We start from the raw sequence: 20329 nt of genomic DNA on the forward strand, positions 1-20329 counted from the left end.
CTGCAGATCACAGGTGCAGAAGCATCCGACTGTTGCCCAAGGTGTTCGGCTTCACTCGTTCGAGACCGAGGAACTCCGCGACACCCTCGTCGTACGAACGCAGCAGCTCACTGTAGACATCGGTGTCCACAGGCGTCTCCCCGATCTCGACGAAGCCGTGCTTCGCGAAGAAGTCCACTTCGAAGGTGAGACAGAAAACCCTGCGGACACCGAGCCATCGCGCGGTCCGCAAGAGCTTGTCCAGTACGTGGTGCCCGACTCCCGCACCCCTGATGCGGGGGTCGACGGCAAGGGTCCGCACTTCCGCCAGGTCTTCCCACATGACATGAAGTGCGCCGCAGCCGATGACCGTCGCGTCCTCGTCGCGTTCCGCGACCCAGAACTCCTGGATGTCCTCGTAAAGGGTGACGGTCGCTTTGTCCAGCAGGATGCCTCCGGACACGTACCCGTCGAGGAGGCGTCGTACGGACGTGACATCACTCGTCCTGGCCCGCCGGACGGTGAGGGCGGGCTTATTTACCGACGGGTCGGTATGGAGTTCGGTATCCGGATCGTTTTGCGGCTGCTCTGGGGACATGCCCCGACGCTATCTCCCGCTCTCCGGCTCCACGTCATCGGCCGGGGCGTCATCTCCGCCGGCGTCGGCGGTCGGTTCCGCGGGGTTGCCGGAGGATTCGACGGGGTTGACGGAGGATTCGGCGGGGCTGGGGGAAACCATGCGAACAGCGTCCTGCAGCGCTTCGCGCTGTTCGGCGGACATCATGCCGAAGAACGCGACAAGTGCGGCGGCGGGGTTGTCACTGCGTGACCAGGCTTCGTTCATCAGTGCGGCCGAGTAGGCGGCCCTGGTGGAGACGGCCGTATATCGATAGGCCCGGCCGTCGACTTCCCTGCGGACCCAGCCCTTCTGATGGAGATTGTCCATTACCGTCATCACGGTCGTGTAGGCGATGGACCGTTCCTGCTGAAGGTCCTCAAGGACTTCCCGCACGGTGACCGGTCGGTTCCATTGCCAGACGCGTGTCATCACGGCGTCTTCGAGGTCTCCCAATGGGCGGGGCACAGGATCACTTTAGTGCTAGATGTCCTGAATGTTCTGGTATTTACACAGCGAAAGAGCGCACGGCTCCGATGAGTCGTGCGCTCCGGGGGTGCGCGTCGGGAGGATTACGGGGCGGACGGGCCACTCGCGCGATCAGGCATTATCCGGACGAGCGGTCTGCTTCACGGATTCCGCGCGGGCGAGCGCCGCGTCCACCACGGCGTCCTCCTTGGTCTTGTTCGGACCGCCCTGGCTCTTGACGATGATCACGATCAGGGCGATGAAGAAGACGGCCATCACCACGGGGGGCACGAGCGCGGATACGTAGTCCATGCCGTCCAGAGTAGCGAGCCCGGAACGGTCCGACGCGGCGACCTCCCGGTGGGAGGCCGCCGCGTCGGACACCGCGCGGAGGTCAGCCGGCCGCCCGCTCCTCGGACGGCGGCGGCGCGGGGCGGCGGCGCGGCGGGAAGACCTCGGAGGGCTTGGGCATCGGGCGGTCGCCGGGTTTCCGCGGGCGGTCCGGGGCGGTCGGGGCGCTGGGCCGGTCCGGTTCCCGGTCGGCGGCGCGGCCGCCGGGCAGGGCGAGCAGCCGACTGCGGGGCCCGGGGGCCGTGAGCCCGGCGGAGCGGCCGGCGAGCCGGGCCCGTACGGAACGCTCGGCGAGCACCTGGCAGCGTTCCAGGAGGGCCGCCGCGAGCCGCCCGCCGCGCAGGGCCCGCAGGGCGGCCAGATCGTCCGGGCGGGGGTCGTAGCCGGCCGCCAGGGCGTCCTGGAGCAGCTCCAGGTAGCCGGCGGCGGAGCCGGGGAGGGCGTTGCGGTAGCGGGCGAGGTCGGCGAGGAGGAACGCTCGCAGCCGACCCGCCTCGCCGACCGCCTCGTCCACGGAGCCGGCGAGCCGCAGGCAGTCCTGGACATCCTCGTCGGACAGGGGCATGGGGTGGAGGGCGATGGCAAGGGCACGTCGGAGCACCCGCAGCTCGTCCGCGCTGAACGCCATGCCGCCTCGTGAACCGTAGGGCGTGGGCATAACGCGACAATACGTGCTAAATGGACAAAATCCGTTTAACTGGTCGTCGGTGGCGCGGCGTACCCCGGCGGTGTCCCGGCCCCCGTCCCCGGTCGTCGCCGCAGGTACCGCCCGGTTCCGGCGGAACGCCCCCTACGACCGGGAGACGTTCCGTTCGTACACCAGGCGCAGTCCGATGAGCGTCAGCCACGGCTCGTGCTCGTCGATGACCGAGGACTCCCCCAACACCATCGGAGCAAGGCCGCCCGTCGCGATGACGGTGACGTCGTCCGGGTCGGCCGCCAGCTCCTTCTTCATCCGGGCCACCACCCCGTCGACCTGGCCCGCGAAGCCGTAGACGATGCCGGACTGCATGGCCTCGACGGTGTTCTTGCCGATCACGCTGCGCGGCCGGGCCAGCTCGATCTTGCGGAGCTGGGCGCCCTTGACGCCGAGCGCCTCGACCGAGATCTCGATGCCGGGGGCGATCACCCCGCCGGTGTACTCGCCGCGCGGGGAGACCGCGTCGAAGGTGGTGGCGGTGCCGAAGTCGACGACGATCGCCGGGCCCCCGTACAGCTCGACGGCGGCGACCGCGTTGACGATGCGGTCCGCGCCGACCTCCTTGGGGTTGTCCATCAGGATCGGCACGCCCGTCTTGACGCCGGGCTCCACCAGGACCGCGGGCACGTCGCCGTAGTAGCGGCGGGTGACCTCGCGCAGTTCGTGCAGGACCGAGGGGACGGTGGCGCAGATCGCGATGCCCTCGATGCCGTCGCCCAGCTCCATGCCGAGCAGCGGGTGCATGCCCATCAGGCCCTGGAGCAGGACGGCCAGCTCGTCGGCGGTGCGGCGGGCGTCCGTGGAGATCCGCCAGTGCTCGACGATCTCCTCGCCGTCGAAGAGGCCGAGGACCGTGTGCGTGTTGCCGACGTCGATGGTGAGCAGCATCAGGCGTCGGCCCCGTCGCTGGCGGAGGCGTCGGCGTCGGCGTCGGCGTCGGCGTCGGCGTCGCGGAAGTCCAGGCCGATGTCGAGGATCGGCGAGGAGTGGGTGAGCGCCCCGACCGCGAGGTAGTCGACGCCCGCGTCGGCGTAGGCGCGGGCCGAGTCGAGGGTCAGGCGGCCGGAGGACTCCAGGACCGCCCGGCCGGCGACCAGGGCGACGGCCTCGGCGGTCTCGGCCGGGGTGAAGTTGTCCAGCAGGATCAGGTCGACGCCCGCGTCCAGCACCTCGCGGACCTGGTCCATCGTGTCGACCTCGACCTCGATGGGCAGCTCGGGGAACTCGGCGCGGACCCGCTTGAAGGCCTCGGCGACGCCGCCCGCGGCGATCACGTGGTTGTCCTTGACCAGGGCCGCGTCGGAGAGCGACATCCGGTGGTTGACGCCGCCGCCGCAGCGCACCGCGTACTTCTCCAGCGCGCGCAGGCCCGCCGTCGTCTTGCGGGTGTCGCGGACCTTGGCCTTGCTGCCCTCCAGCACGTCCGCCCAGGCGCGGGTGGCGGTCGCGATGCCGGAGAGGCGGCAGAGCAGGTTCAGCGCGCTGCGCTCGCCGGTCAGCAGGTCCCGGGTGCGGGTGGTGACGGTCAGCAGCTTCTCGCCGGGGGCGATCCGGTCGCCGTCCTCGACGTGCCGCTCGACCTCGAACTCCTCGGTGCAGACGATCGACAGGACCGCCTCGGCGACCCGGAGCCCGGCGACCACGCCCGCCACGCGGGCGGTGAAGTCGCCGGTGATCACGGCGTCCTCCGGGACGGTCGCCACGGTCGTGACGTCCACCCCGCCGTCGAGGTCCTCCTCGATCGCCACATGGGCGACGTCCTCGACCTGGACGGGGTCGAGCCCCGCCCGGGCCAGCAGCAGGGCGAGCGCGGGGTCCAGGCCGCACTCCAGGGCTTCGGGGTCGAATCCGTCGTCACCACCGCAGCCGCAGCCGTCGCCGCAGCCGCCTTCCGCCGGTACGGAGGATGCGGGCGCGCCGACGCTGATCAGCGGTACGTCCACGGGTGTGGGGCGCGGATTCTCTTCGGGCGTGCTCACGGTGACGGCTCCTCGGGGACGTGGCGGGCGGTGCGGGTAGGGCGGGTAATTCTCGTGGGCCGCCGATACCGCCCTGTGGTGTCCGGCGGTGCGGCTGCTTCCAGCAGTCTGCTCAATCCGACGGGCGTACGGGCGGGAACGCGGCGGTCTCCGTGCGGTGCACGACCGGGGTGCGGTCCGGCGCGATGCGGACGACCAGGTGGCTGCGGCCGTGGGCGTCGTCGCGGTCGGGCCGGTCCTCGCGCCAGTGGCAGCCGCGGGTCTCCTCGCGGTCCCGGGCGGCGGCGACCAGAACCCGGGAGACCAGGAGCAGGTTGGTGACCTCCCAGGCGTCGACCCCGGGGACGACCGCCTTGGCGTCCCTCGGCCCCTCCGCGTCGGCGGCGGCGTCGCGGTGCAGGGCCTCCAGCTCCTCGGCGGCGGCGGCCAGGCTGTCGGCGGAGCGCAGGACACCGGCGCCCCGGGTCATGGCGCGCTGGATCGCCGTACGGGCCTCGGGGGCCAGCAGCGGGACGGGGGCGCCGGCGTCCGGGCTCGCGGCCGGTTCGGTGCGGGGCGGGCGGGCCCCGGCGATGTCGGCGGCGATGCGCTCGGCGAAGACCAGGCCCTCCAGGAGGGAGTTGGACGCGAGGCGGTTGGCCCCGTGCACACCGGTGCAGGCGACCTCGCCGCAGGCGTACAGGCCGGGGACGGTGGTGCGGCCCCGCAGGTCGGTGCGGACGCCGCCGGAGGCGTAGTGCGCGGCCGGGGCGACCGGGACCGGCTCGGTCACCGGGTCGATGCCGTGGGACCGGCAGGCGGCCAGGATGGTGGGGAAGCGCTGCTCCCACATCCGCGCCCCGAAGTGCCGGGCGTCGAGATACATGTGCTCGGCGCCGTGCTCGTACATGCGGCGGGTGATGGCCTTGGCGACGATGTCGCGGGGGGCCAGCTCGGCCAGCTCGTGCTGTCCGAGCATGAAGCGGACGCCGTCGCCGTCGACGAGGTGCGCGCCCTCGCCGCGTACGGCTTCGGAGACCAGCGGCTGCTGGCCCTCGGAGTCGGCGCCGAGGAACAGGACGGTCGGGTGGAACTGGACGAACTCCAGGTCGGAGACCTCCGCCCCGGCCCGCAGCGCGAGCGCCACCCCGTCGCCGGTGGAGACGGGGGGGTTCGTGGTGGCGGAGAAGACCTGGCCCATGCCGCCGGTGGCCAGGACGACCGAGGGTGCCCGGACCGCGCCGACGCCGTCGTGCTGGCCCTCGCCCATGACGTGCAGCGAGACGCCCGCCGTACGGCCTTCGGCGTCCGTGAGCAGGTCCAGGACCAGGGCGTTCTCGATGGTGTGCAGGGCGGCCTCGCGGACCGCGCCGACCAGGGCGCGGGAGATCTCCGCACCGGTCGCGTCGCCGCCCGCGTGGGCGATGCGGCGGCGGTGGTGGCCGCCCTCGCGGGTCAGTGCGATGTCGCCGCTGTCGGTGGTGTCGAAGTGCGCGCCGGTGGTGATCAGCCGGCGTACGGCGTCGGGGCCCTCGGTGACCAGGGTGCGCACGGCCTCCTCGTCGCAGAGACCCGCGCCCGCGACCAGGGTGTCGTCGAGATGCTGCTCGGGGGTGTCGCCCTCGCCGAGCGCCGCGGCGATGCCGCCCTGGGCCCAGCGGGTCGAGCCGTCGTCGAGGCGGGCCTTGGTGACGACGACGGTGTCCAGGCCGGCGGCGGCGCAGCGCAGCGCCGTGGTGAGCCCGGCGACGCCGGAGCCGACCACGACGACGTCCGCGTCGATGGCCCAGCCGGGGGCGGGGGCGGTCAGCCGTATTCCGGTCACGTCAGGGCTCCGAAGGTGAGGGGGATGTTGTCGATGAGGCGGGTGTCCCCGACCCGGGCCGCGACGGCGAGGATCGCCTCCCCGCTCTCGCGGTCGTCCGGGATCTCGGTGAAGTCCGCCGGGTCCACCAGGGCCAGGTAGTCGAGGGCGAGCGGCGCCCTGTCCCGGGCGGCGGCGGCCTCCAGGATCGTCCGCGCGGTGGCCCGGACGGCGGCGGGCGCCCCGTTGGGCCGGGCCAGCGCCACGGCCTGGGCGTCGGCGGCGGCGCGGGCCTCGCCGAGCCTGTTGAGCCCGGCGGCCCGGTCGCCGCCGGGCGCGGTGGCCCGGGCCCGCTCGTGCAGGGCCTGCTGGGCGGCGAGCCGGTCGCGGGCCGCGAACAGGGCACGGGACAGGGCGAGCGCGGTGTGCCGCTCCGCGGCGGTCAGGAAGCGGTTGCGGCTGGAGAGCGCGAGGCCGTCCGCGTCCCGGACGGTGGGCACGCCGGTGATCCGGACGCCGAAGTTCAGGTCGCGGACCATGCGGCGGATCAGAGCGAGCTGCTGGGCGTCCTTCTGCCCGTAGAACGCCTCGTCGGGCCGGGTGAGGTGGAGGAGTTTGGCGACGACGGTGAGCATGCCGTCGAAGTGCCCGGGGCGGGCCGCGCCTTCGAGGCGCTCGCCCATGGGGCCGGCGGTGATCCGGACCTGGGGTTCGCCGCCCGGATAGACCTCGTCCACACCGGGGGCGAAGACCGCGTCGGCCCCCGCCGCCGCGGCGGTCTCCAGGTCGGCGTCCAGGGTGCGCGGATAGCGGTCCAGGTCGGCGGCCTCGCCGAACTGGAGCGGGTTCACGAAGACGGTGACCACGACCTGGCCGCCCGCACCTGCGGCTTCGCGTGCTGCGCGGATCAGGGAGGCGTGGCCGTCGTGGAGCGCGCCCATCGTCATGACGACGGCACGCTCGGCCCCGGCGGGGCGGGACAGCGCGTCCAGCTCGGCGGCGGTGCGCAGGAGGGCGGGCCGGACCGTGCGCGTCATCGGGGCTCCCCGGGTCCGGTGCGGCCGGTGATGGGCGCGGGGGCCGGTCCCGCACAGCCGGTGATCGTCCCGCTGGTGATCGGCGTCATCGGGTCTCTCCCGGCCCGGGGCCACCGGGGCGGCGTTCCTGGTCGGCCAGGACGACGAGGAGGTCCTCGGCCAGCTCGGCCTTGAGCAGACCGTGGGCGAGCGCCCGGTCGGCCGTGGCGCGGGCCATCGCGAGGTATCCGGCCACCGCCTGCGGGGCGTGCTCGCGCAGCTCGCCGATGTGGGCGGCGACCGTCCCCGCGTCACCCCGGGCGACCGGGCCGGTCAGCGCGGCGTCGCCGGAGCGCAGGGCGTTGTCCAGGGCCGCGCCGAGCAGCGGGCCGAGCATCCGGTCCGGGGCGGCGACCCCGGCCTTGGCCAGCAGCTCCATCGACTGGGCGACCAGGGTGACCAGGTGGTTCGCGCCGAGGGCGAGGGCCGTGTGGTAGAGCGGGCGGGACTCCTCGGCGATCCACTCCGGCTCGCCGCCCATCTCGATGACCAGGGCCTCGGCGGCGAGCCGCAGCTCCTCGGGGGCGGTGACGCCGAACGAGCAGCCCGCTAGCCGCTGAACGTCGACGGCGGTGCCGGTGAACGTCATCGCGGGGTGCAGCGCGAGCGGCAGGGCCCCGGCACGCCTCGCCGGGTCCAGCACCTTCGCCCCGTACCGCCCGGAGGTGTGGACGAGCAGCTGGCCCGGCCGTACGGCGCCGGTCTCGGCGAGGCCCTCGACCAGCGTGGGCAGCACGTCGTCGGGGACGGTCAGCAGCACGAGCTCGGCGCGGGCCAGCACCTCGGCGGGCTCCACCAGGGGCACGTCGGGGAGCAGCTCGGCGGCGCGGCGCCGGGAGGTGTCGGAGACGCCGGACACGGCGACCGGGCGGTGCCCGGCGAGCCGGAGCGACGCGGCGAGGGCGGGTCCGACCCGGCCCGCACCGACGACGCCGACCGTGAGTCGGGCGGGGCGGTCCCTCGCGTCGAGGGGTTCCTTCGAAACTGGTGCGTTCACGCGGCGATGGCCTTCCGTTCCAGTCCGCGGGGGGTACCGGACGATTTCTCTGCATGCTACGCCAGCCGTTTCGGCGGAGCCCTCCAGCCGCCCACAGCCTGTGGATAACTTTCCCGGCCCGACCACCGCCCAGCCCTGCCCGCCTCCTGTCCGCCCCTGTCCGACCCCGGCGGGCTCCGGCGCGCTCCGGCGGGGCTCCGGCGGGGCTCCGGACCTGCCGGGACGCCGGGCGGAAATCGGCGGGCGCGCGGTGGGAGGCACGGGTGATGATCTTCCCATGGTGACCATGGATGAGCAGGAGCGGCGGCGGCGCAGGCTGACCGCGTGGCGGGCGTCGCGGCGGACGCTGGCCCGGGTGGGCGCGGACGGCACGCTGGGCGAGCGGCTGGCGGCGCTGGCCGCCGACGCCTCTTCCGTACACGACCTGGAGGACTGGAGCGACGTGTACGGGGGCGGGGTCGTCGCCGATCTGGAGCGGCGGGTCGCCGGGCTGCTGGGGATGGAGTCGGCGGCGTTCTTCCCGACCGGGACGATGGCCCAGCAGATCGCGCTGCGGTGCTGGGCGGGACGTACGGGCGACGCGACGGTGGCGCTGCACCCCCTGTCCCACCCGGAGCTGCACGAGGGCGGGGCGCTGGGCGCGGTGAGCGGGCTGCGCACGGTGCATCCGACGTCCGAGCCGAGGCTGCCGAGCGCCGAGGAGGTCCGGGAGCACCCGGAGCCGTTCGGGACGCTGATGCTGGAGCTTCCGCTGCGGGACGCCGGGTTCGTGCTGCCGTCCTGGGAGGAGCTGACGGCGGTGGTGGCGGCGGCCCGGGAGCGGGACGCGGTGGTCCACTTCGACGGGGCGCGGCTGTGGGAGTGCGCGCCGCACTTCGGGCGGGAGCTGTCGGAGATCGCCGCCCTCGCGGACAGCGTGTACGTGTCGTTCTACAAGTCCCTGGACGGGCTGTCGGGCGCGGTGCTGGCGGGCCCCTCCACGCTGGTGGAGGAGGCCCGGGTGTGGCGCCACCGGTACGGGGGGCTGCTCTTCCAGCAGTACCCGGCGGCGCTGTCCGCGCTGCTGGGCCTGGAGCGGGAGCTGCCTCGCCTCCCGGCGTACGTGGCCCACGCGAAGGTGGTGGCCGGGGCGCTGGCGGAGGGGTTGGCGGCGTCGGGGGTGCCGTGGTTCCGGGTGCGTCCGGAGCCGCCGCACACGCATCAGTTCCAGGTCTGGCTGCCGTACGGGGCCGACGTGCTGGACGAGGCGTCGGTGCGGCAGGCCGAGGAGACGGGCGTGACGCTGTTCCGGCGCTGGTTCGCCGGGGCGGGCGGGGCGGGGCTGCCACTCCCGCCCGGGGTCTCGTGCACCGAGGTGACGGTGGCGGGGGCGGGTCTTGAGTGGTCGGCCGAGGATGTGCGGGACGCGGTGGCGGGGTTCGTGGGGTACGTCGGGTAGGGCGGGGGCTGCCCGGCCTCGGGGCCTTGTCGCGTGGCCGGGCCCCGGCGTCAGGGTTCCGTCCTCAAACGCCGGACGGGCTGGGTGTGCCGGGCCCGCTGGAAGTGCCGGGTCTGCGGAGGCTGCGGTACAGGTCGCGCAGGACCGAGCGGTCGTGGCGGCCCGGGGGCGGGGGTGCGGGCTGCGACAGCCGGGCCGTGCGGTGGAGGTCGAGCAGGTGCTGCTGGGTGGCGTTCATGCGGCCCAGCCTGTGCGGGTCACGGCGGCAGCGCGCATGGATTGACGGCCCCCGTCAAATGGCACGACGGCCCGCCCGCGTACCCCCACTATGGAGAGGTGAGCGTGCACATAGACATCGCGGGCCTGCCCGCCGACCGCGTCGTTTTCGCGACCTCTCCCCTGGCCGAACTGGGCCTCGCCCTGCACGCGCTCGCCGAGCCCGGACACCATCCGGGGCTGCACGGCTGGGCCACCGCGACCGCGACGGCCCTGGAGCCCGACCTCGCGGACCGGCTGGTGGAGGCGGAGTTCCTCTGGCGGAACACCTTCTCCGACGTGTTCATGGCGTTCGCCGGGATCCGGGGCGGCGACGGCAGGACCGGGGCGACGCTCGCCGAGGACCTGGACCTGCTGGACAAGCTGGACGACGAACGGTTCGTCGCCGCGGCCCTGGAGTTCACCTGCGCCAGCCATTACGGGGCCGGGTCGCCCTCACCGCTGAACGACGCGGGGATGCGGGGCCGCGCCCTGGACCTGGCGGCGGCGCGCGGCCCGCAGCAGATGGACTTCACCCGGCGGCTGCTGGCCGACCCCGCCTCCGTACGCGGCTGGGTCCGGCGGCTCTTCGAGGACTGCGACCAGGCGTTCTTCGCCGACACCTGGCGCCGGGTCTCCGTCCAGCTGGTCGCCGACGCCCGGCACAAGACGGAGCTGCTGCGGCGCAAGGGGCTGGCCGACGCGGTCGGGGCGGTGTCGTCCGCCGTGACGTTGGACGAGGGCGCGGGCCGGATCAACGTCGACAAGCTGTCCGAGGGCCGGACCACCGCCGTCGACCCGGGCGTCGGCCGGGGCCTGACGCTCATCCCGACCAGCTTCGGCTGGCCGCATCTGATGGTGCTGCACGCCCCGGGCTGGCGGCCGGTGATCCACTACCCGGTCCACCTGCCCGACCTGCCGGCGCCCGCCTCCGTGGAACTGCTCCAGCTGCGTCTGGAGGCACTGGCCCACCCGATGCGGATGCGGCTCTGCCGCAACCTGGCCCGCTCCCCGTACACCACCGGCGAGCTGGCCGACTCCAACGGCATCACCTCCCCCGAGGTCTCCCGCCATCTCTCCATGCTCAAGAAGGCCGGCCTGGTCACGACGCGCCGCCGCGGCCGCTACGTCCTGCACCAGCTGGACCTGACGGTCGTCGCCCGGCTCGGCAGCGACTTCCTGGAGGGCGTGCTGCGCTGAGCCCGTCAGCTTCCTGAAGGGCCGTCCCGCACCTTCCTGAAGGGCCGTCCCGCACCGAGGCTCCTCAGCCCGCGCCGCCGCCTGCCCGGACCAGACCGGTCTCGTAGGCGAGGACGACGACCTGGACCCGGTCGCGGAGGTTCAGCTTGGTGAGGATCCGGCCGACGTGCGTCTTGACCGTGGCTTCGGAGAGCACCAGCCGGGCCGCGATCTCCCCGTTCGACAGGCCCTGGGCGACCAGGAGCATGACTTCCCGTTCGCGCTCGGTGAGCTTGCTGACGTGCTTGTTCTTCGGCTCCTTGTCGCCGCTGGGCAGCATCGGCGAGAAGCGGTCGAGCAGCCGGCGGGTGGTGGACGGGGCGACGACCGCGTCGCCACTGTGCACCGAACGGATCGCGGCGAGCAGCTCGGCCGGCGGCACGTCCTTGAGCATGAAGCCGCTGGCCCCCGCCTTCAGCCCGGAGAAGGCGTACTCGTCGAGGTCGAAGGTGGTCAGGATGAGCACCTTCGGCGGGTCCTGCTGCGCACAGATACGGCGGGTCGCCTCGACGCCGTCCAGCCGGGGCATGCGGACGTCCATCAGCACCACGTCGACGGCGGTGGACCGCAGGACCTCGATCGCCTCCGCACCGTCCCCGGCCTCGGCCACGACCTCCATGTCGGGCTGGGCCGCGAGCACCATCCGGAAACCGGTCCGCAGCAGCACCTGGTCGTCGACGAGCATCACGCGGATGGCCGTGGTCATGGGGATCGTGTCCTGTCCTGGGGTCGGTCGTCGTGTCCTGGGGTCGGTCGTGGTGTTCGTTGTGGCGGCCGTGGCGGCCGTGGTGTTCGTTGTGGCGGCCGTGGTCGCCGTGGTCGTGAAAGGCGGGTCGACGACCGGGCGGCGGATCAGCCCGGGGGCTTGAGCGGCAGCAGGGCACTGATCCGGAATCCGCCGCCGGGGCGGGGCCCCGCGTCCAGAGTGCCGCCGACCATGCCGATCCGCTCCCGCATCCCGATCATCCCGTGCCCGGCGCCGTCCGCGCCGCCGTCCTCGTACAGTTCGTGCGCCGCGCCCCGGCCGTCGTCCTCGATCAGCAGCCCGAGGCCGTCGTCGAAGTAGACCAGCCGGACGCTGGCCCCGGCGTCGGGTCCGCCGTGCTTGCGGGTGTTCGTCAGGGCCTCCTGGACGACCCGGTACGCGGTCAGCTCCACGCCGCTGGGCAGCGGGCGCGGGGTGCCCTCCACCTTGAAGTCGACCACCAGGCCGGTCTGCCGCACCTGCGCGACCAGGTCCTCGATCTGCTCCACATCGGGCTGGGGGACGTACTCCCCGCTCTCCGGGGCGTCACCGGTCCGCAGCACCCCGAGCAGCCGCCGCATCTCCGCGAGTGCCTGGCGGCCGGTACTGGAGATGGTCTCCAGGGCCTGCTTGGCCTGGTCGGGGGCGGCGTCCATGACATAGGCGGCGCCGTCGGCCTGGACGACCATCACGGAGACGTTGTGCGCGACGACGTCGTGCAGTTCGCGGGCGATCCGGGCCCGCTCGGCGGCGACCGCGACCTTGGACTGCGCCTCCCGTTCCCGCTCCAGGCGGGCGGCACGCTCCTCCAGCTGGTCGAAGTAGGCGCGCCGGGTCCGCAGCGAGTCCCCGAGCACCCAGGCCAGCACGAACGGAACGGTCATGATGATCGTCACGAAGACCACCTGGGCCCAGGAACCCCCGGGCTCGGCCTCCCACCGCAGCTGCGACAGGGCCGCCGCGCTCAGGCTGCACACCAGGGCGAGCCGGGACGCCCAGCGCTCGCCGACCGTGGCGACGGTGTAGGTGATCACCAGCATCGCGAAGTCCCCGATACCGGGCCGGACGTCGAACACCAGCTGCACGACGCCCACCAGGATGGCGAGCAGCAGCATCTTCTCCGGGGCCCTGCGGCGCAGCGCCACCACCGTGGAGAGCCCCAGCATCACGGGAATGGCGACGATCTCCTCACGCCCGGTGTCGTACATGCCCGACACCATCGACATGCCGGAGAGCCCGAGGAGGAAGACGGCCCAGAAGACGTCGACGCCCGTCGGGTGTCTGCGGATGAAATCGTAGAGGCGCTGCACGTAACCCAGCGTAGGGACAGCTGATCGGTGCCCGGGTCAACCGGAGGGTCGATCCGGGTCCTGGGACCGTACTCCCCAAGGTGGAGACTTGGCCATGTGACGGACGAGTGGCGTGGGTGGCGGGAGGCGGCTCAGGCCGCTCTGTACGGATACGAGGGCTTTTATCGCAGCCGGCTGCGGAGCCCGGAGGGGCCGGCGGGCCACTTCCGTACATCGGTCCACGCCTCGCCCCTTTTCGCGGCGGCGGTGGCCCGGCTGCTGACCGGAACGGCGCGGGAGCTGGGCACCGGCACGGTCGCGCTGGTCGACGTCGGGGCGGGGCGCGGCGAGCTGCTGACCGGAGTGCTGGCCGCCCTGGCCCGGCTGTCCGGCGGGCCGGACGTGACCGCGTACGCCGTCGAGGTCGCGGACCGGCCCCCGGGCCTGGACCCCCGGATCGAGTGGTGCGCGGAGCCGCCCGCGGGGGTCACCGGGCTGCTGTTCGCCAACGAGTGGCTGGACAACGTTCCGGCCGAGGTGGCGGAGGCGGACGCGGACGGCGTCCCCCGGTACGTCCAGGTGCGGACCTCGGACGGCGCGGAGCGCCTCGGCGAGGAGGTGAGCGGAGCGGACGCGGCATGGCTGGAGCGCTGGTGGCCGCTGACCGCGCCGGGCGAGCGGGCCGAGATCGGCCGGACCCGGGACGCGGCCTGGGCGCGGGCGGTCGGCTCCCTCACCGCCGGCCTCGCGGTGGCGGTGGACTACGCGCATGTACGGGGCGCCCGGCCGCCCTTCGGAACGCTGACCGGCTTCCGGGGCGGGCGCGAGGTGCGCCCGGTGCCGGACGGCTCCCGCGACCTGACCGCGCACGTGGCGCTGGACGCCTGCGCGGCGGCGGTGCCGTACGCGAGCGCGGAGCTGACCGACCAGCGGGCGGCGCTGCACCGGCTGGGCGTCGACGGGGGCCGGCCGCCGCTGAGCCTGGCCGCGACCGATCCCGCGGGCTACGTCACCGCTCTGTCGGCCGCGGGCGAGGCGGCGGAGCTGACGGCCCGCGGCGGCCTCGGCGACTTCGGCTGGCTGCTGCACCGGGTGGGACCGGTGCGGCCGGTGCTGCCTGATCGCGGGTGACCCCGTGGCGGGCCGGCGTCAGGGAATACTGTCCCGCATGACGGAGACGACGATCGGCATCGGCGGAGCGGCGGAGAGCACCGACATGGTGCTGAACATCGGTCCCCAGCACCCCTCGACGCACGGGGTCCTCCGGCTGCGGATCGTGCTGGACGGCGAGCGCGTACAGCACGCGGAGCCGGTCATCGGCTATATGCACCGGGGTGCGGAGAAGCTCTTCGAGGCGCGCGACTACCGGCAGATCATCATGCTCGCCAACCGCCACGACTGGCTCTCCGCGTTCTCGAACGAGCTGGGCGTGGTGATGGCCGTCGAGCGGATGCTCGGCATGGAGGTCCCCGAGCGCGCCGTGTGGACGCGGACGCTGCTCGCCGAGCTGAACCGGGTCCTCAACCACCTGATGTTCCTCGGCTCCTACCCCCTCGAACTCGGCGGCATCACCCCGGTCTTCCACGCCTTCCGGGAGCGCGAGGAGCTCCAGGCGGTGATGGAGGAGGTCTCCGGCGGGCGGATGCACTACATGTTCAACCGGGTCGGCGGACTCAAGGAGGACGTCCCGGCGGGCTGGGCCGGCCGGGTCCGCGACGCCGTCGCCTCCGTCCGCTCCCGCATGGACGTGTACGAGAACCTCGTCCTCGGCAACGAGATCTTCCGGGGCCGTACGCGCGACGTGGGCGTGCTGTCCGCCGCGGCGGTGCACGCGTACGGGGTGTCGGGGCCGATCGCCCGCGCCTCGGGCGTCGACTTCGACCTGCGGCGCGACGAGCCGTACCTCGCGTACGGGGCGCTCCAGGACACCCTGAAGGTCGTCACCCGGACCGAGGGCGACTGCCTGGCCCGCTTCGAGTGCCTGCTGGAGCAGACGCTCAACTCCCTGGACCTGGCGGACGCCTGCCTGGACCGGATGGCCCACCTGGCGCCGGGGCCGATCAACCAGCGGCTGCCCAAGGTGCTCAAGGCGCCGGAAGGCCACACCTACGCCTGGACGGAGAACCCGCTCGGCGTCAACGGCTACTACCTGGTGTCCAAGGGCGAGAAGACGCCCTACCGGCTGAAGCTGCGCTCCGCCTCGTTCAACAACATCCAGGCGCTCACCGAGCTGCTGCCGGGCACCCTGGTCGCCGACATGGTGGCGATCCTGGGCTCGCTGTTCTTCGTCGTCGGCGACATCGACAAGTAGGGGTTCTCAGACCGCGCCGCGCAGCTCCGCCACCTCGATCTGCTCGGTCTCGTCGTGCGCGGTGAGGTCGATGACCTTGCCCACGGCCCGGTTGTCGACGGCTCCCGTGCGGTGGGCGGCGAGCGCCTCCTCGCCGACGACGTCCGCGAGGTCCTCGTTCTGCACGGACTCGATCACGGCGTTCGCCTTCTCGGCGCTCTGGGCGTGCTGGGCGCCGAAGAAGTCGAAGTTGCCCTGGGGTGCCAGGTCGCGGCGCGCGGCGTACGGGACGACGGCCGAGGCGCCCGGGATCGCGCGCGGCACGGGCACCGGCGCGATGGAGGCCGGGGCCTTCCCGCCCGGGAGCGCCGGGGCGGGCAGGGGGGTGGAGGGGCGGCGGTGCTGGTGGTCCCGGTGCTCGCCCGCCCCGGGGGCCGCCGCGTGCTTCCCCCGCGGGCCCTCCCCCTCCGTGTCCTGGTGCCGGTCGTCGACGGCCGGCTGTCGCCGCCGGGCCGCCTCCACCGTCCGGCGGGTCTCCTGGAGCGCCGCGTTGCGTGTGAGGTTCATCAGGGCCTCGTCCGCGCGCCGGTACGACTCGGGGGTCGGCGTGGACCGCGCGGGCAGCAGCTCCTTGGGGGCGGCGGCCTCGATGGCGAGCTGCCTGCGGCCCTCCAGCGCGCTGGCCCGCTCGGTCTCGGCGTTGGCGTAGCGGCGCAGCAGCCCGGCGTGCTCCCCGCGCAGCCCCGCGAGCTCTACGCGCTTGCGGCGGAGCTTGGTCTCCAGACGGCCGCGCAGCTCGCGCGACTCCTCCAGATCCTGCTCCAGCTCGGCTATCCGCTCCTCGGCCCGCCATTCGTCACTGGCGCGGGCCCGGGTCAGCTCGGCGACCCGCAGCCCCGCCGCCCGGTCCCAGCTGCGCATCAGATACGCGCCGGTGACGGCGGCGGCCGCCACGGCGGCCACCAGGCCGCGCAGGACCAGGGGTTCGGCCAGGAGCCAGGCGCCGGCGGCACCGACGACCGGCACTCCCGCCACCACGGAGGGGGGCAGGATTCTGTGGAGGGGTGGGGAATGGCGGTGGCGTCCACGTGGCATGGCCTGAAATTTACCGTGTGTACGCGCCACTTGGGGGCCGCTCGGCAATCTGTTCCCCGCCGGTTACCTCGCGGCCCCCGAAATGACCCGTAGCCCGAGCCCTACTTCTTGATCAGCCCCTTCGACTCCAGATACTCCTTGGCCACGTCGGCCGGCTTCGCGCGCTCGGCGTCGACCTTGCGGTTCAGCTCCGCGAGATCCTCCGTGGTGAGCGCGTCGGTGAGCTTTCCGAGCGCGTCGGCGATCTCCGGGGCGCCCGCGTCCTCGGCATTGAGGACCGGCAGGACGTTGTCGGCGTTCTGCAGCTTCTTGTCGTCCTCCAGGAAGACCAGCCCGTCCAGCACGGCGTCCGTCGTGGTCGTCAGGACCAGCTCGACCTTGCCGTCGCGGACGGCCTGCTTGGACTGCGGGGTTCCGACGCCCTTGGGGTCGATTCCGGTGACGTCGATGCCGTACGTCTTCTTCAGACCGGGCGCGCAGAACGGCCGCACCTCGCACTCGTCGCCCGCCGCGATCTTCACCTTGAGCTTCGACTTTCCAAGATCGGAAAGGGTCGTGAGCTTGTTCTTCTCGGCGAATTCCTTCGAGACCGCGAAAGCGTTCTGGTCGACGGCCTTCCCGGCCGGGAGCACCTTGAGGCCCAGCGGGCCCGCGAGCTTCTCCAGCTCGGCGACCGTGGCGTCGGCGTCCGGGGAGGCGAGGGGGGCGCCCTGGGCCTTCTCCGCCCCGTTCACCTTGGCGTTGAGGAATTCGGTGATCGTCGCGGCGTATTCGGGGACGACGTCGATCTCCCCCTTCTCCAGCGAGGGCTCGTACAGCTCGCGGTTCTTCACCGTGGTGACCGAGGTGTCGTACCCGGCGTCGCCGAGGATCTGCGCGTACAGCTCGGCGAGCACCTTGGACTCGGTGAAGGAGGCCGAGCCGACGACGAGGGAGCCCTTCTTGCCGTCGCCGCCCGAGGAGCCGGAGCCCTTCTCCTGCTCCAGGCTGTCGCCGCCGCAGGCCGCCAGCGACCCCGCCAGCGCCACCATGCCGATGACCGCTCCGGCTATCCGCGAGGTTCTGCTCATGTCTGTTCTCCGTCCGAACCGAAAAAAGGTGACCAAAGGGAAGTTGGGGAGGGGCGTCGGGCCCGTCACGCGGGCCGGCGGCGGCGCAGCGGTGACAGCAGCCGGTCCAGGCCCACGAGCACCCCTTCCACCAGCAGGGCGAGTCCCGCGACCAGGATCGCGCCCGCGAAGACCTGGGCCGTGTCGTAGGTGTTGAACCCGGCGGTGATGATCCGGCCGAGACCGCCGAGGCCGACCATCGCCGCGATCGAGGCGGTGGCCACGACCTGGACGGCGGCGGACCGCAGCCCGGTCATGATCATCGGGTAGGCGAGCGGCAGCTCGACCCGGACGAAGAGCTGCCCGCCCGACATCCCCATGCCGCGCGCGGCCTCCACCACGGCCCGGTCCACCTCCCGCATCCCGACATAGGCGTTGGTCAGCAGCGGCGGCACCGCGAACAGCACCAGCGCGATGATCGTGGGCCAGTAACCCGAGTTGCGCAGGGGCGTGACCATGAACAGGGCGAGCACCGCGAAGACCGGGACGGCCCGCCCCACGTTGGAGATGTTCACCGCGAGCGCACCGCCCCTGCCGATGTGCCCCAGATACAGGGCGAGCGGCAGGGCTATCGCGCAGGCCACCGCGAGGGCGACCCCGCTCACGTACAGATGCTCGCCGAGCCGGTGCGCGGCGCCGCCGTCGCCCGACCAGTTGGACCCGGTCGTCAGCCAGGTCCAGGCATCGCCGATGACTCCCACGGGTCAGCCCGCCTCCACCTTCGCCGGGGCGGGCAGGCCCGCCGGTCCGCCCGGCCCGTCCGGGTCCGTGCGCCTGGCCTTGTCCACCCCGGACGGGCCGGGCGCCCCGGAAGCCCCGGATATCCGGGTCCAGGGCGTCAGGAGCCGCTGGAGGCCGAGCAGCAGCAGGTCCGCCGCCACCGCGAGCAGCACGCACAGGACCGAGGCGGCGAGCACCTGGGCCTTGAAGAAGCTGGGCAGCGCGTCCTCGATGAGATTGCCGAGGCCACCCTTGCCGACGAGCGAGCCGACCGTGGTCAGCGCGACCGTCGACACGGTGGCTATCCGCAGCCCCGCCATCACCGCGGGCAGCGCCAGCGGGAGCTCCACCTCCCACAGCAGCCGCCCCGGCCCGTATCCCATGCCGCGGGCGGCGTCCCGGGCCTCCTCGGGCACCGCTTCGAGCCCGGCCAGGATGTTGCGGACGAGGATGGTCAGCGAATAGAGCACCAGGCCCGTGACGACGAGCGCGGCCGACAGCCCGAACAGGGGCAGCAGCAGCGAGAACATCGCCAGCGAGGGCACGGTGTAGAGCACGGTCGTCAGCCCGAGCACCGGCCCGGCGAAGCGCCGGCCCCGGCGGGCGAGCAGCGCCAGCGGAAAGGCGACCGCGAGCCCGATCAGCACCGAGACCACCGTGATCCCGATGTGCTGCACGGTCGCGTCGGTCAACTCCTGGCTGCGGGAGCGCAGATACTCCCCGCAGATCCAGTCGTTCGTCACCAGGCAGTTCTGCTCGGCCATCCGCCCCCCACCTCCTGCTTTCTCCCGTCGTCCGGAATCTCGCCCGGGATCACGCCGGGTTCCCCCGGGGATCACGCCGGGTTCTCCCCCGGATCGCCCCGGATCGCCCCGGATCGAACTGATGACTGGCGAGCCTATCCTCGACCACTGACAATCGCGGAGGCTGTCGCATTCCGGCAACACGCCCTTCACAGAACGCCCTCCACAATGGGGAACCATGATCCGTTTCGAGCACGTCACCAAGCGTTACGCGGACGGCACCACCGCCGTCGACGACCTTTCCTTCGAGGTCGCCGAGGGTGAACTGGTCACGCTCGTCGGACCTTCCGGTTGCGGCAAGACGACCACCATGAAGATGGTGAACCGGCTGATCGAACCGACCGAGGGCGGGATATTCCTCGACGGGGACGACATATCCACCATCGATCCCGTCCAACTGCGCCGCCGCATCGGCTATGTGATCCAGCAGGTGGGACTCTTCCCGCACAAGACGGTGCTGGAGAACACCGCGACCGTTCCCCATCTGCTGGGCTGGAAGCGCGGAAAGGGGCGCGAGCGCGCCGCCGAACTCCTCGACCTCGTCGGACTCGACCCTTCCGTTTATGGCGACCGCTATCCGGAACAACTTTCCGGCGGCCAGCGCCAACGCGTGGGCGTGGCCCGCGCATTGGCCGCCGATCCGCCCGTCCTCCTGATGGACGAGCCTTTCGGCGCGGTCGATCCGGTCGTCCGCGAACGGCTCCAGAACGAATTCCTGAAACTCCAGGCCCAGGTGCGCAAGACCGTGTTGTTCGTCACGCACGACATCGAGGAGGCCGTCCGCCTGGGCGACCGGATCGCCGTCTACGGCCAGGGCCGCATCGAGCAGTTCGACTCCCCCGCCACCGTGCTCGGAGCCCCCGCGACCCCGTACGTGGCCGACTTCGTCGGCGCGGACCGCGGGCTCAAGCGGCTCTCGGTGACGCCCATCGAGGAGAGCGACCTCGACCAGCCGCCGGTCGTCCATCTCGACGACCCGCTGGCCACGGCCACCGAACGGCTCAGGTCCCAGGGCGCGCGCTGGGCGGTCGTCCTGGACGGCCGGAACGACCTCCACGGCTGGATCCCCGCCGACGCGACCGCCGACGCCACGGCCGGCACGGCCACCGATGGCGCACCGGCCACCGCCAAGGGCACCGTCCGCGAACACGCCCGCCGGATGGAGGCCTGGCTTCCGCTCGGCGCGCCCCTCAAGCAGGCCTTCGCCACCATGCTCCAGCACGACGCGGGCTGGATCGCCGTCATCGACAAGAAGAGCGAGGGGCGCTTCCTCGGTGTGCTGACCCCCGCCCGGCTCCACGAGGCCCTGCGCCGCTCCATCGACGCGGACGCCCAGGACGTACCGCGCGCCGAGGTCGCCGTGGAGACGGTCGCGACGATCCCGTCCCCCTGAAGTC

General features: G+C 72.9%; 21 protein-coding genes. 5 read left to right on the plus strand and 16 right to left on the minus strand.

The window, feature by feature from the left end:
• Positions 1-7: 7 nt before the first annotated feature.
• From AB0F29_RS34040 to AB0F29_RS34080, 9 genes are all read right to left on the minus strand, one after another.
• The gene (locus AB0F29_RS34040) at positions 8-577 is read right to left on the minus strand and encodes an amino-acid N-acetyltransferase (RefSeq protein ID WP_361880499.1); all 570 of its coding nucleotides are present in this window, start codon (positions 575-577) and stop codon (positions 8-10) included.
• A gap of 9 nt (positions 578-586) precedes the next feature.
• Positions 587-1063, minus strand: a complete 477-nt coding sequence (locus AB0F29_RS34045) for a BlaI/MecI/CopY family transcriptional regulator (protein WP_361880502.1) — start codon at positions 1061-1063, stop codon at positions 587-589.
• A 132-nt stretch (positions 1064-1195) separates the two neighbouring features.
• Positions 1196-1375 (minus strand): hypothetical protein, encoded by a 180-nt coding sequence (locus AB0F29_RS34050; protein ID WP_361880505.1) that lies wholly within the window; start codon positions 1373-1375, stop codon positions 1196-1198.
• A gap of 82 nt (positions 1376-1457) precedes the next feature.
• Positions 1458-2042, minus strand: a complete 585-nt coding sequence (locus tag AB0F29_RS34055) for a hypothetical protein (RefSeq protein WP_361880740.1) — start codon at positions 2040-2042, stop codon at positions 1458-1460.
• Between the two features lie 162 nt (positions 2043-2204).
• A complete protein-coding gene (locus AB0F29_RS34060; RefSeq protein WP_361880508.1) occupies positions 2205-3002 on the minus strand; it encodes a type III pantothenate kinase in 798 nt (265 codons plus the stop codon).
• Complete coding sequence (gene nadC, locus AB0F29_RS34065) at positions 3002-4093, minus strand: carboxylating nicotinate-nucleotide diphosphorylase (protein ID WP_361880511.1); 1092 nt, start codon at positions 4091-4093, stop codon at positions 3002-3004. Before nadC ends, AB0F29_RS34060 begins: the two co-directional genes overlap by 1 nt.
• Positions 4094-4205: 112 nt before the next feature.
• Positions 4206-5897, minus strand: a complete 1692-nt coding sequence (locus AB0F29_RS34070; protein WP_361880514.1) for an L-aspartate oxidase — start codon at positions 5895-5897, stop codon at positions 4206-4208.
• Positions 5894-6913, minus strand: a complete 1020-nt coding sequence (gene panC / locus AB0F29_RS34075; protein ID WP_361880517.1) for a pantoate--beta-alanine ligase — start codon at positions 6911-6913, stop codon at positions 5894-5896. The genes AB0F29_RS34070 and panC overlap by 4 nt, the downstream gene beginning before the upstream one ends.
• Before the next feature lie 85 nt (positions 6914-6998).
• The gene (locus AB0F29_RS34080) at positions 6999-7949 is read right to left on the minus strand and encodes a DUF2520 domain-containing protein (protein ID WP_361880520.1); all 951 of its coding nucleotides are present in this window, start codon (positions 7947-7949) and stop codon (positions 6999-7001) included.
• Between the two features lie 277 nt (positions 7950-8226).
• On the opposite strand from AB0F29_RS34080, the gene AB0F29_RS34085 reads away from it, so the two are divergent.
• Positions 8227-9387 carry a beta-eliminating lyase-related protein gene (locus AB0F29_RS34085; protein WP_361880523.1) on the plus strand — a complete coding sequence of 387 codons (1161 nt, stop codon included), beginning with the start codon at positions 8227-8229 and terminating at the stop codon, positions 9385-9387.
• A gap of 64 nt (positions 9388-9451) precedes the next feature.
• Here AB0F29_RS34085 and AB0F29_RS34090 read toward each other — a convergent pair whose 3' ends face one another.
• Entirely contained in the window at positions 9452-9625 is a 174-nt protein-coding gene (locus AB0F29_RS34090; RefSeq protein ID WP_361880526.1) for a hypothetical protein, read from the minus strand.
• Between the two features lie 104 nt (positions 9626-9729).
• On the opposite strand from AB0F29_RS34090, the gene AB0F29_RS34095 reads away from it, so the two are divergent.
• Positions 9730-10842, plus strand: a complete 1113-nt coding sequence (locus tag AB0F29_RS34095; protein ID WP_361880743.1) for a DUF5937 family protein — start codon at positions 9730-9732, stop codon at positions 10840-10842.
• 64 nt (positions 10843-10906) lie between these two features.
• Here the strand turns inward: AB0F29_RS34095 and AB0F29_RS34100 are convergent, their stop codons facing one another.
• A complete protein-coding gene (locus AB0F29_RS34100; RefSeq protein ID WP_361880529.1) occupies positions 10907-11587 on the minus strand; it encodes a response regulator transcription factor in 681 nt (226 codons plus the stop codon).
• Between the two features lie 146 nt (positions 11588-11733).
• Entirely contained in the window at positions 11734-12936 is a 1203-nt protein-coding gene (locus AB0F29_RS34105) for a sensor histidine kinase (RefSeq protein WP_361880531.1), read from the minus strand.
• Positions 12937-13032: 96 nt separating this feature from the next.
• Here AB0F29_RS34105 and AB0F29_RS34110 point away from each other — a divergent pair, with 96 nt between their 5' ends.
• Together AB0F29_RS34110 and AB0F29_RS34115 are read left to right on the plus strand one after the other, a co-directional pair.
• Positions 13033-14046, plus strand: a complete 1014-nt coding sequence (locus AB0F29_RS34110) for an SAM-dependent methyltransferase (protein WP_361880534.1) — start codon at positions 13033-13035, stop codon at positions 14044-14046.
• Positions 14047-14083: 37 nt separating this feature from the next.
• Positions 14084-15226, plus strand: a complete 1143-nt coding sequence (locus tag AB0F29_RS34115; RefSeq protein ID WP_361880537.1) for an NADH-quinone oxidoreductase subunit D — start codon at positions 14084-14086, stop codon at positions 15224-15226.
• A gap of 6 nt (positions 15227-15232) precedes the next feature.
• On the opposite strand, the gene AB0F29_RS34120 is transcribed toward AB0F29_RS34115, so the two are convergent.
• The 4 genes from AB0F29_RS34120 to AB0F29_RS34135 form a co-directional block, all read right to left on the minus strand.
• Complete coding sequence (locus AB0F29_RS34120) at positions 15233-16300, minus strand: hypothetical protein (RefSeq protein ID WP_361880540.1); 1068 nt, start codon at positions 16298-16300, stop codon at positions 15233-15235.
• Positions 16301-16401: 101 nt separating this feature from the next.
• Entirely contained in the window at positions 16402-17370 is a 969-nt protein-coding gene (locus AB0F29_RS34125; RefSeq protein ID WP_361880543.1) for an ABC transporter substrate-binding protein, read from the minus strand.
• A 65-nt stretch (positions 17371-17435) separates the two neighbouring features.
• Positions 17436-18110, minus strand: coding sequence for an ABC transporter permease (locus tag AB0F29_RS34130; protein WP_018959723.1), 675 nt, complete (start codon positions 18108-18110; stop codon positions 17436-17438).
• 3 nt (positions 18111-18113) lie between these two features.
• On the minus strand, positions 18114-18893 hold the full coding sequence (locus tag AB0F29_RS34135; protein ID WP_361880547.1) for an ABC transporter permease: 780 nt from the start codon (positions 18891-18893) through the stop codon (positions 18114-18116).
• 217 nt (positions 18894-19110) lie between these two features.
• Between AB0F29_RS34135 and AB0F29_RS34140 the strand changes: the two genes are divergently transcribed.
• A complete protein-coding gene (locus AB0F29_RS34140; protein ID WP_361880550.1) occupies positions 19111-20325 on the plus strand; it encodes a betaine/proline/choline family ABC transporter ATP-binding protein in 1215 nt (404 codons plus the stop codon).
• Positions 20326-20329 lie beyond the last annotated feature (4 nt).

Origin of the sequence: Streptomyces sp. NPDC026589, assembly GCF_040638385.1 — a bacterium.
Taxonomy (GTDB): domain Bacteria; phylum Actinomycetota; class Actinomycetes; order Streptomycetales; family Streptomycetaceae; genus Streptomyces.

Coding starts and splice junctions, on each gene's coding strand:
- AB0F29_RS34040 (WP_361880499.1), bottom strand. CDS start 577: ATGTCCCCAGAGCAGCCGCAAAACGATCCGGATACCGAACTCCATACC.
- AB0F29_RS34050 (WP_361880505.1), bottom strand. CDS start 1,375: ATGGACTACGTATCCGCGCTCGTGCCCCCCGTGGTGATGGCCGTCTTC.
- AB0F29_RS34055 (WP_361880740.1), bottom strand. CDS start 2,042: ATGGCGTTCAGCGCGGACGAGCTGCGGGTGCTCCGACGTGCCCTTGCC.
- AB0F29_RS34060 (WP_361880508.1), bottom strand. CDS start 3,002: ATGCTGCTCACCATCGACGTCGGCAACACGCACACGGTCCTCGGCCTC.
- panC (WP_361880517.1), bottom strand. CDS start 6,913: ATGACGCGCACGGTCCGGCCCGCCCTCCTGCGCACCGCCGCCGAGCTG.
- AB0F29_RS34085 (WP_361880523.1), top strand. CDS start 8,227: ATGGTGACCATGGATGAGCAGGAGCGGCGGCGGCGCAGGCTGACCGCG.
- AB0F29_RS34090 (WP_361880526.1), bottom strand. CDS start 9,625: ATGAACGCCACCCAGCAGCACCTGCTCGACCTCCACCGCACGGCCCGG.
- AB0F29_RS34100 (WP_361880529.1), bottom strand. CDS start 11,587: ATGACCACGGCCATCCGCGTGATGCTCGTCGACGACCAGGTGCTGCTG.
- AB0F29_RS34115 (WP_361880537.1), top strand. CDS start 14,084: ATGACGGAGACGACGATCGGCATCGGCGGAGCGGCGGAGAGCACCGAC.
- AB0F29_RS34120 (WP_361880540.1), bottom strand. CDS start 16,300: ATGCCACGTGGACGCCACCGCCATTCCCCACCCCTCCACAGAATCCTG.
- AB0F29_RS34125 (WP_361880543.1), bottom strand. CDS start 17,370: ATGAGCAGAACCTCGCGGATAGCCGGAGCGGTCATCGGCATGGTGGCG.
- AB0F29_RS34135 (WP_361880547.1), bottom strand. CDS start 18,893: ATGGCCGAGCAGAACTGCCTGGTGACGAACGACTGGATCTGCGGGGAG.
- AB0F29_RS34140 (WP_361880550.1), top strand. CDS start 19,111: ATGATCCGTTTCGAGCACGTCACCAAGCGTTACGCGGACGGCACCACC.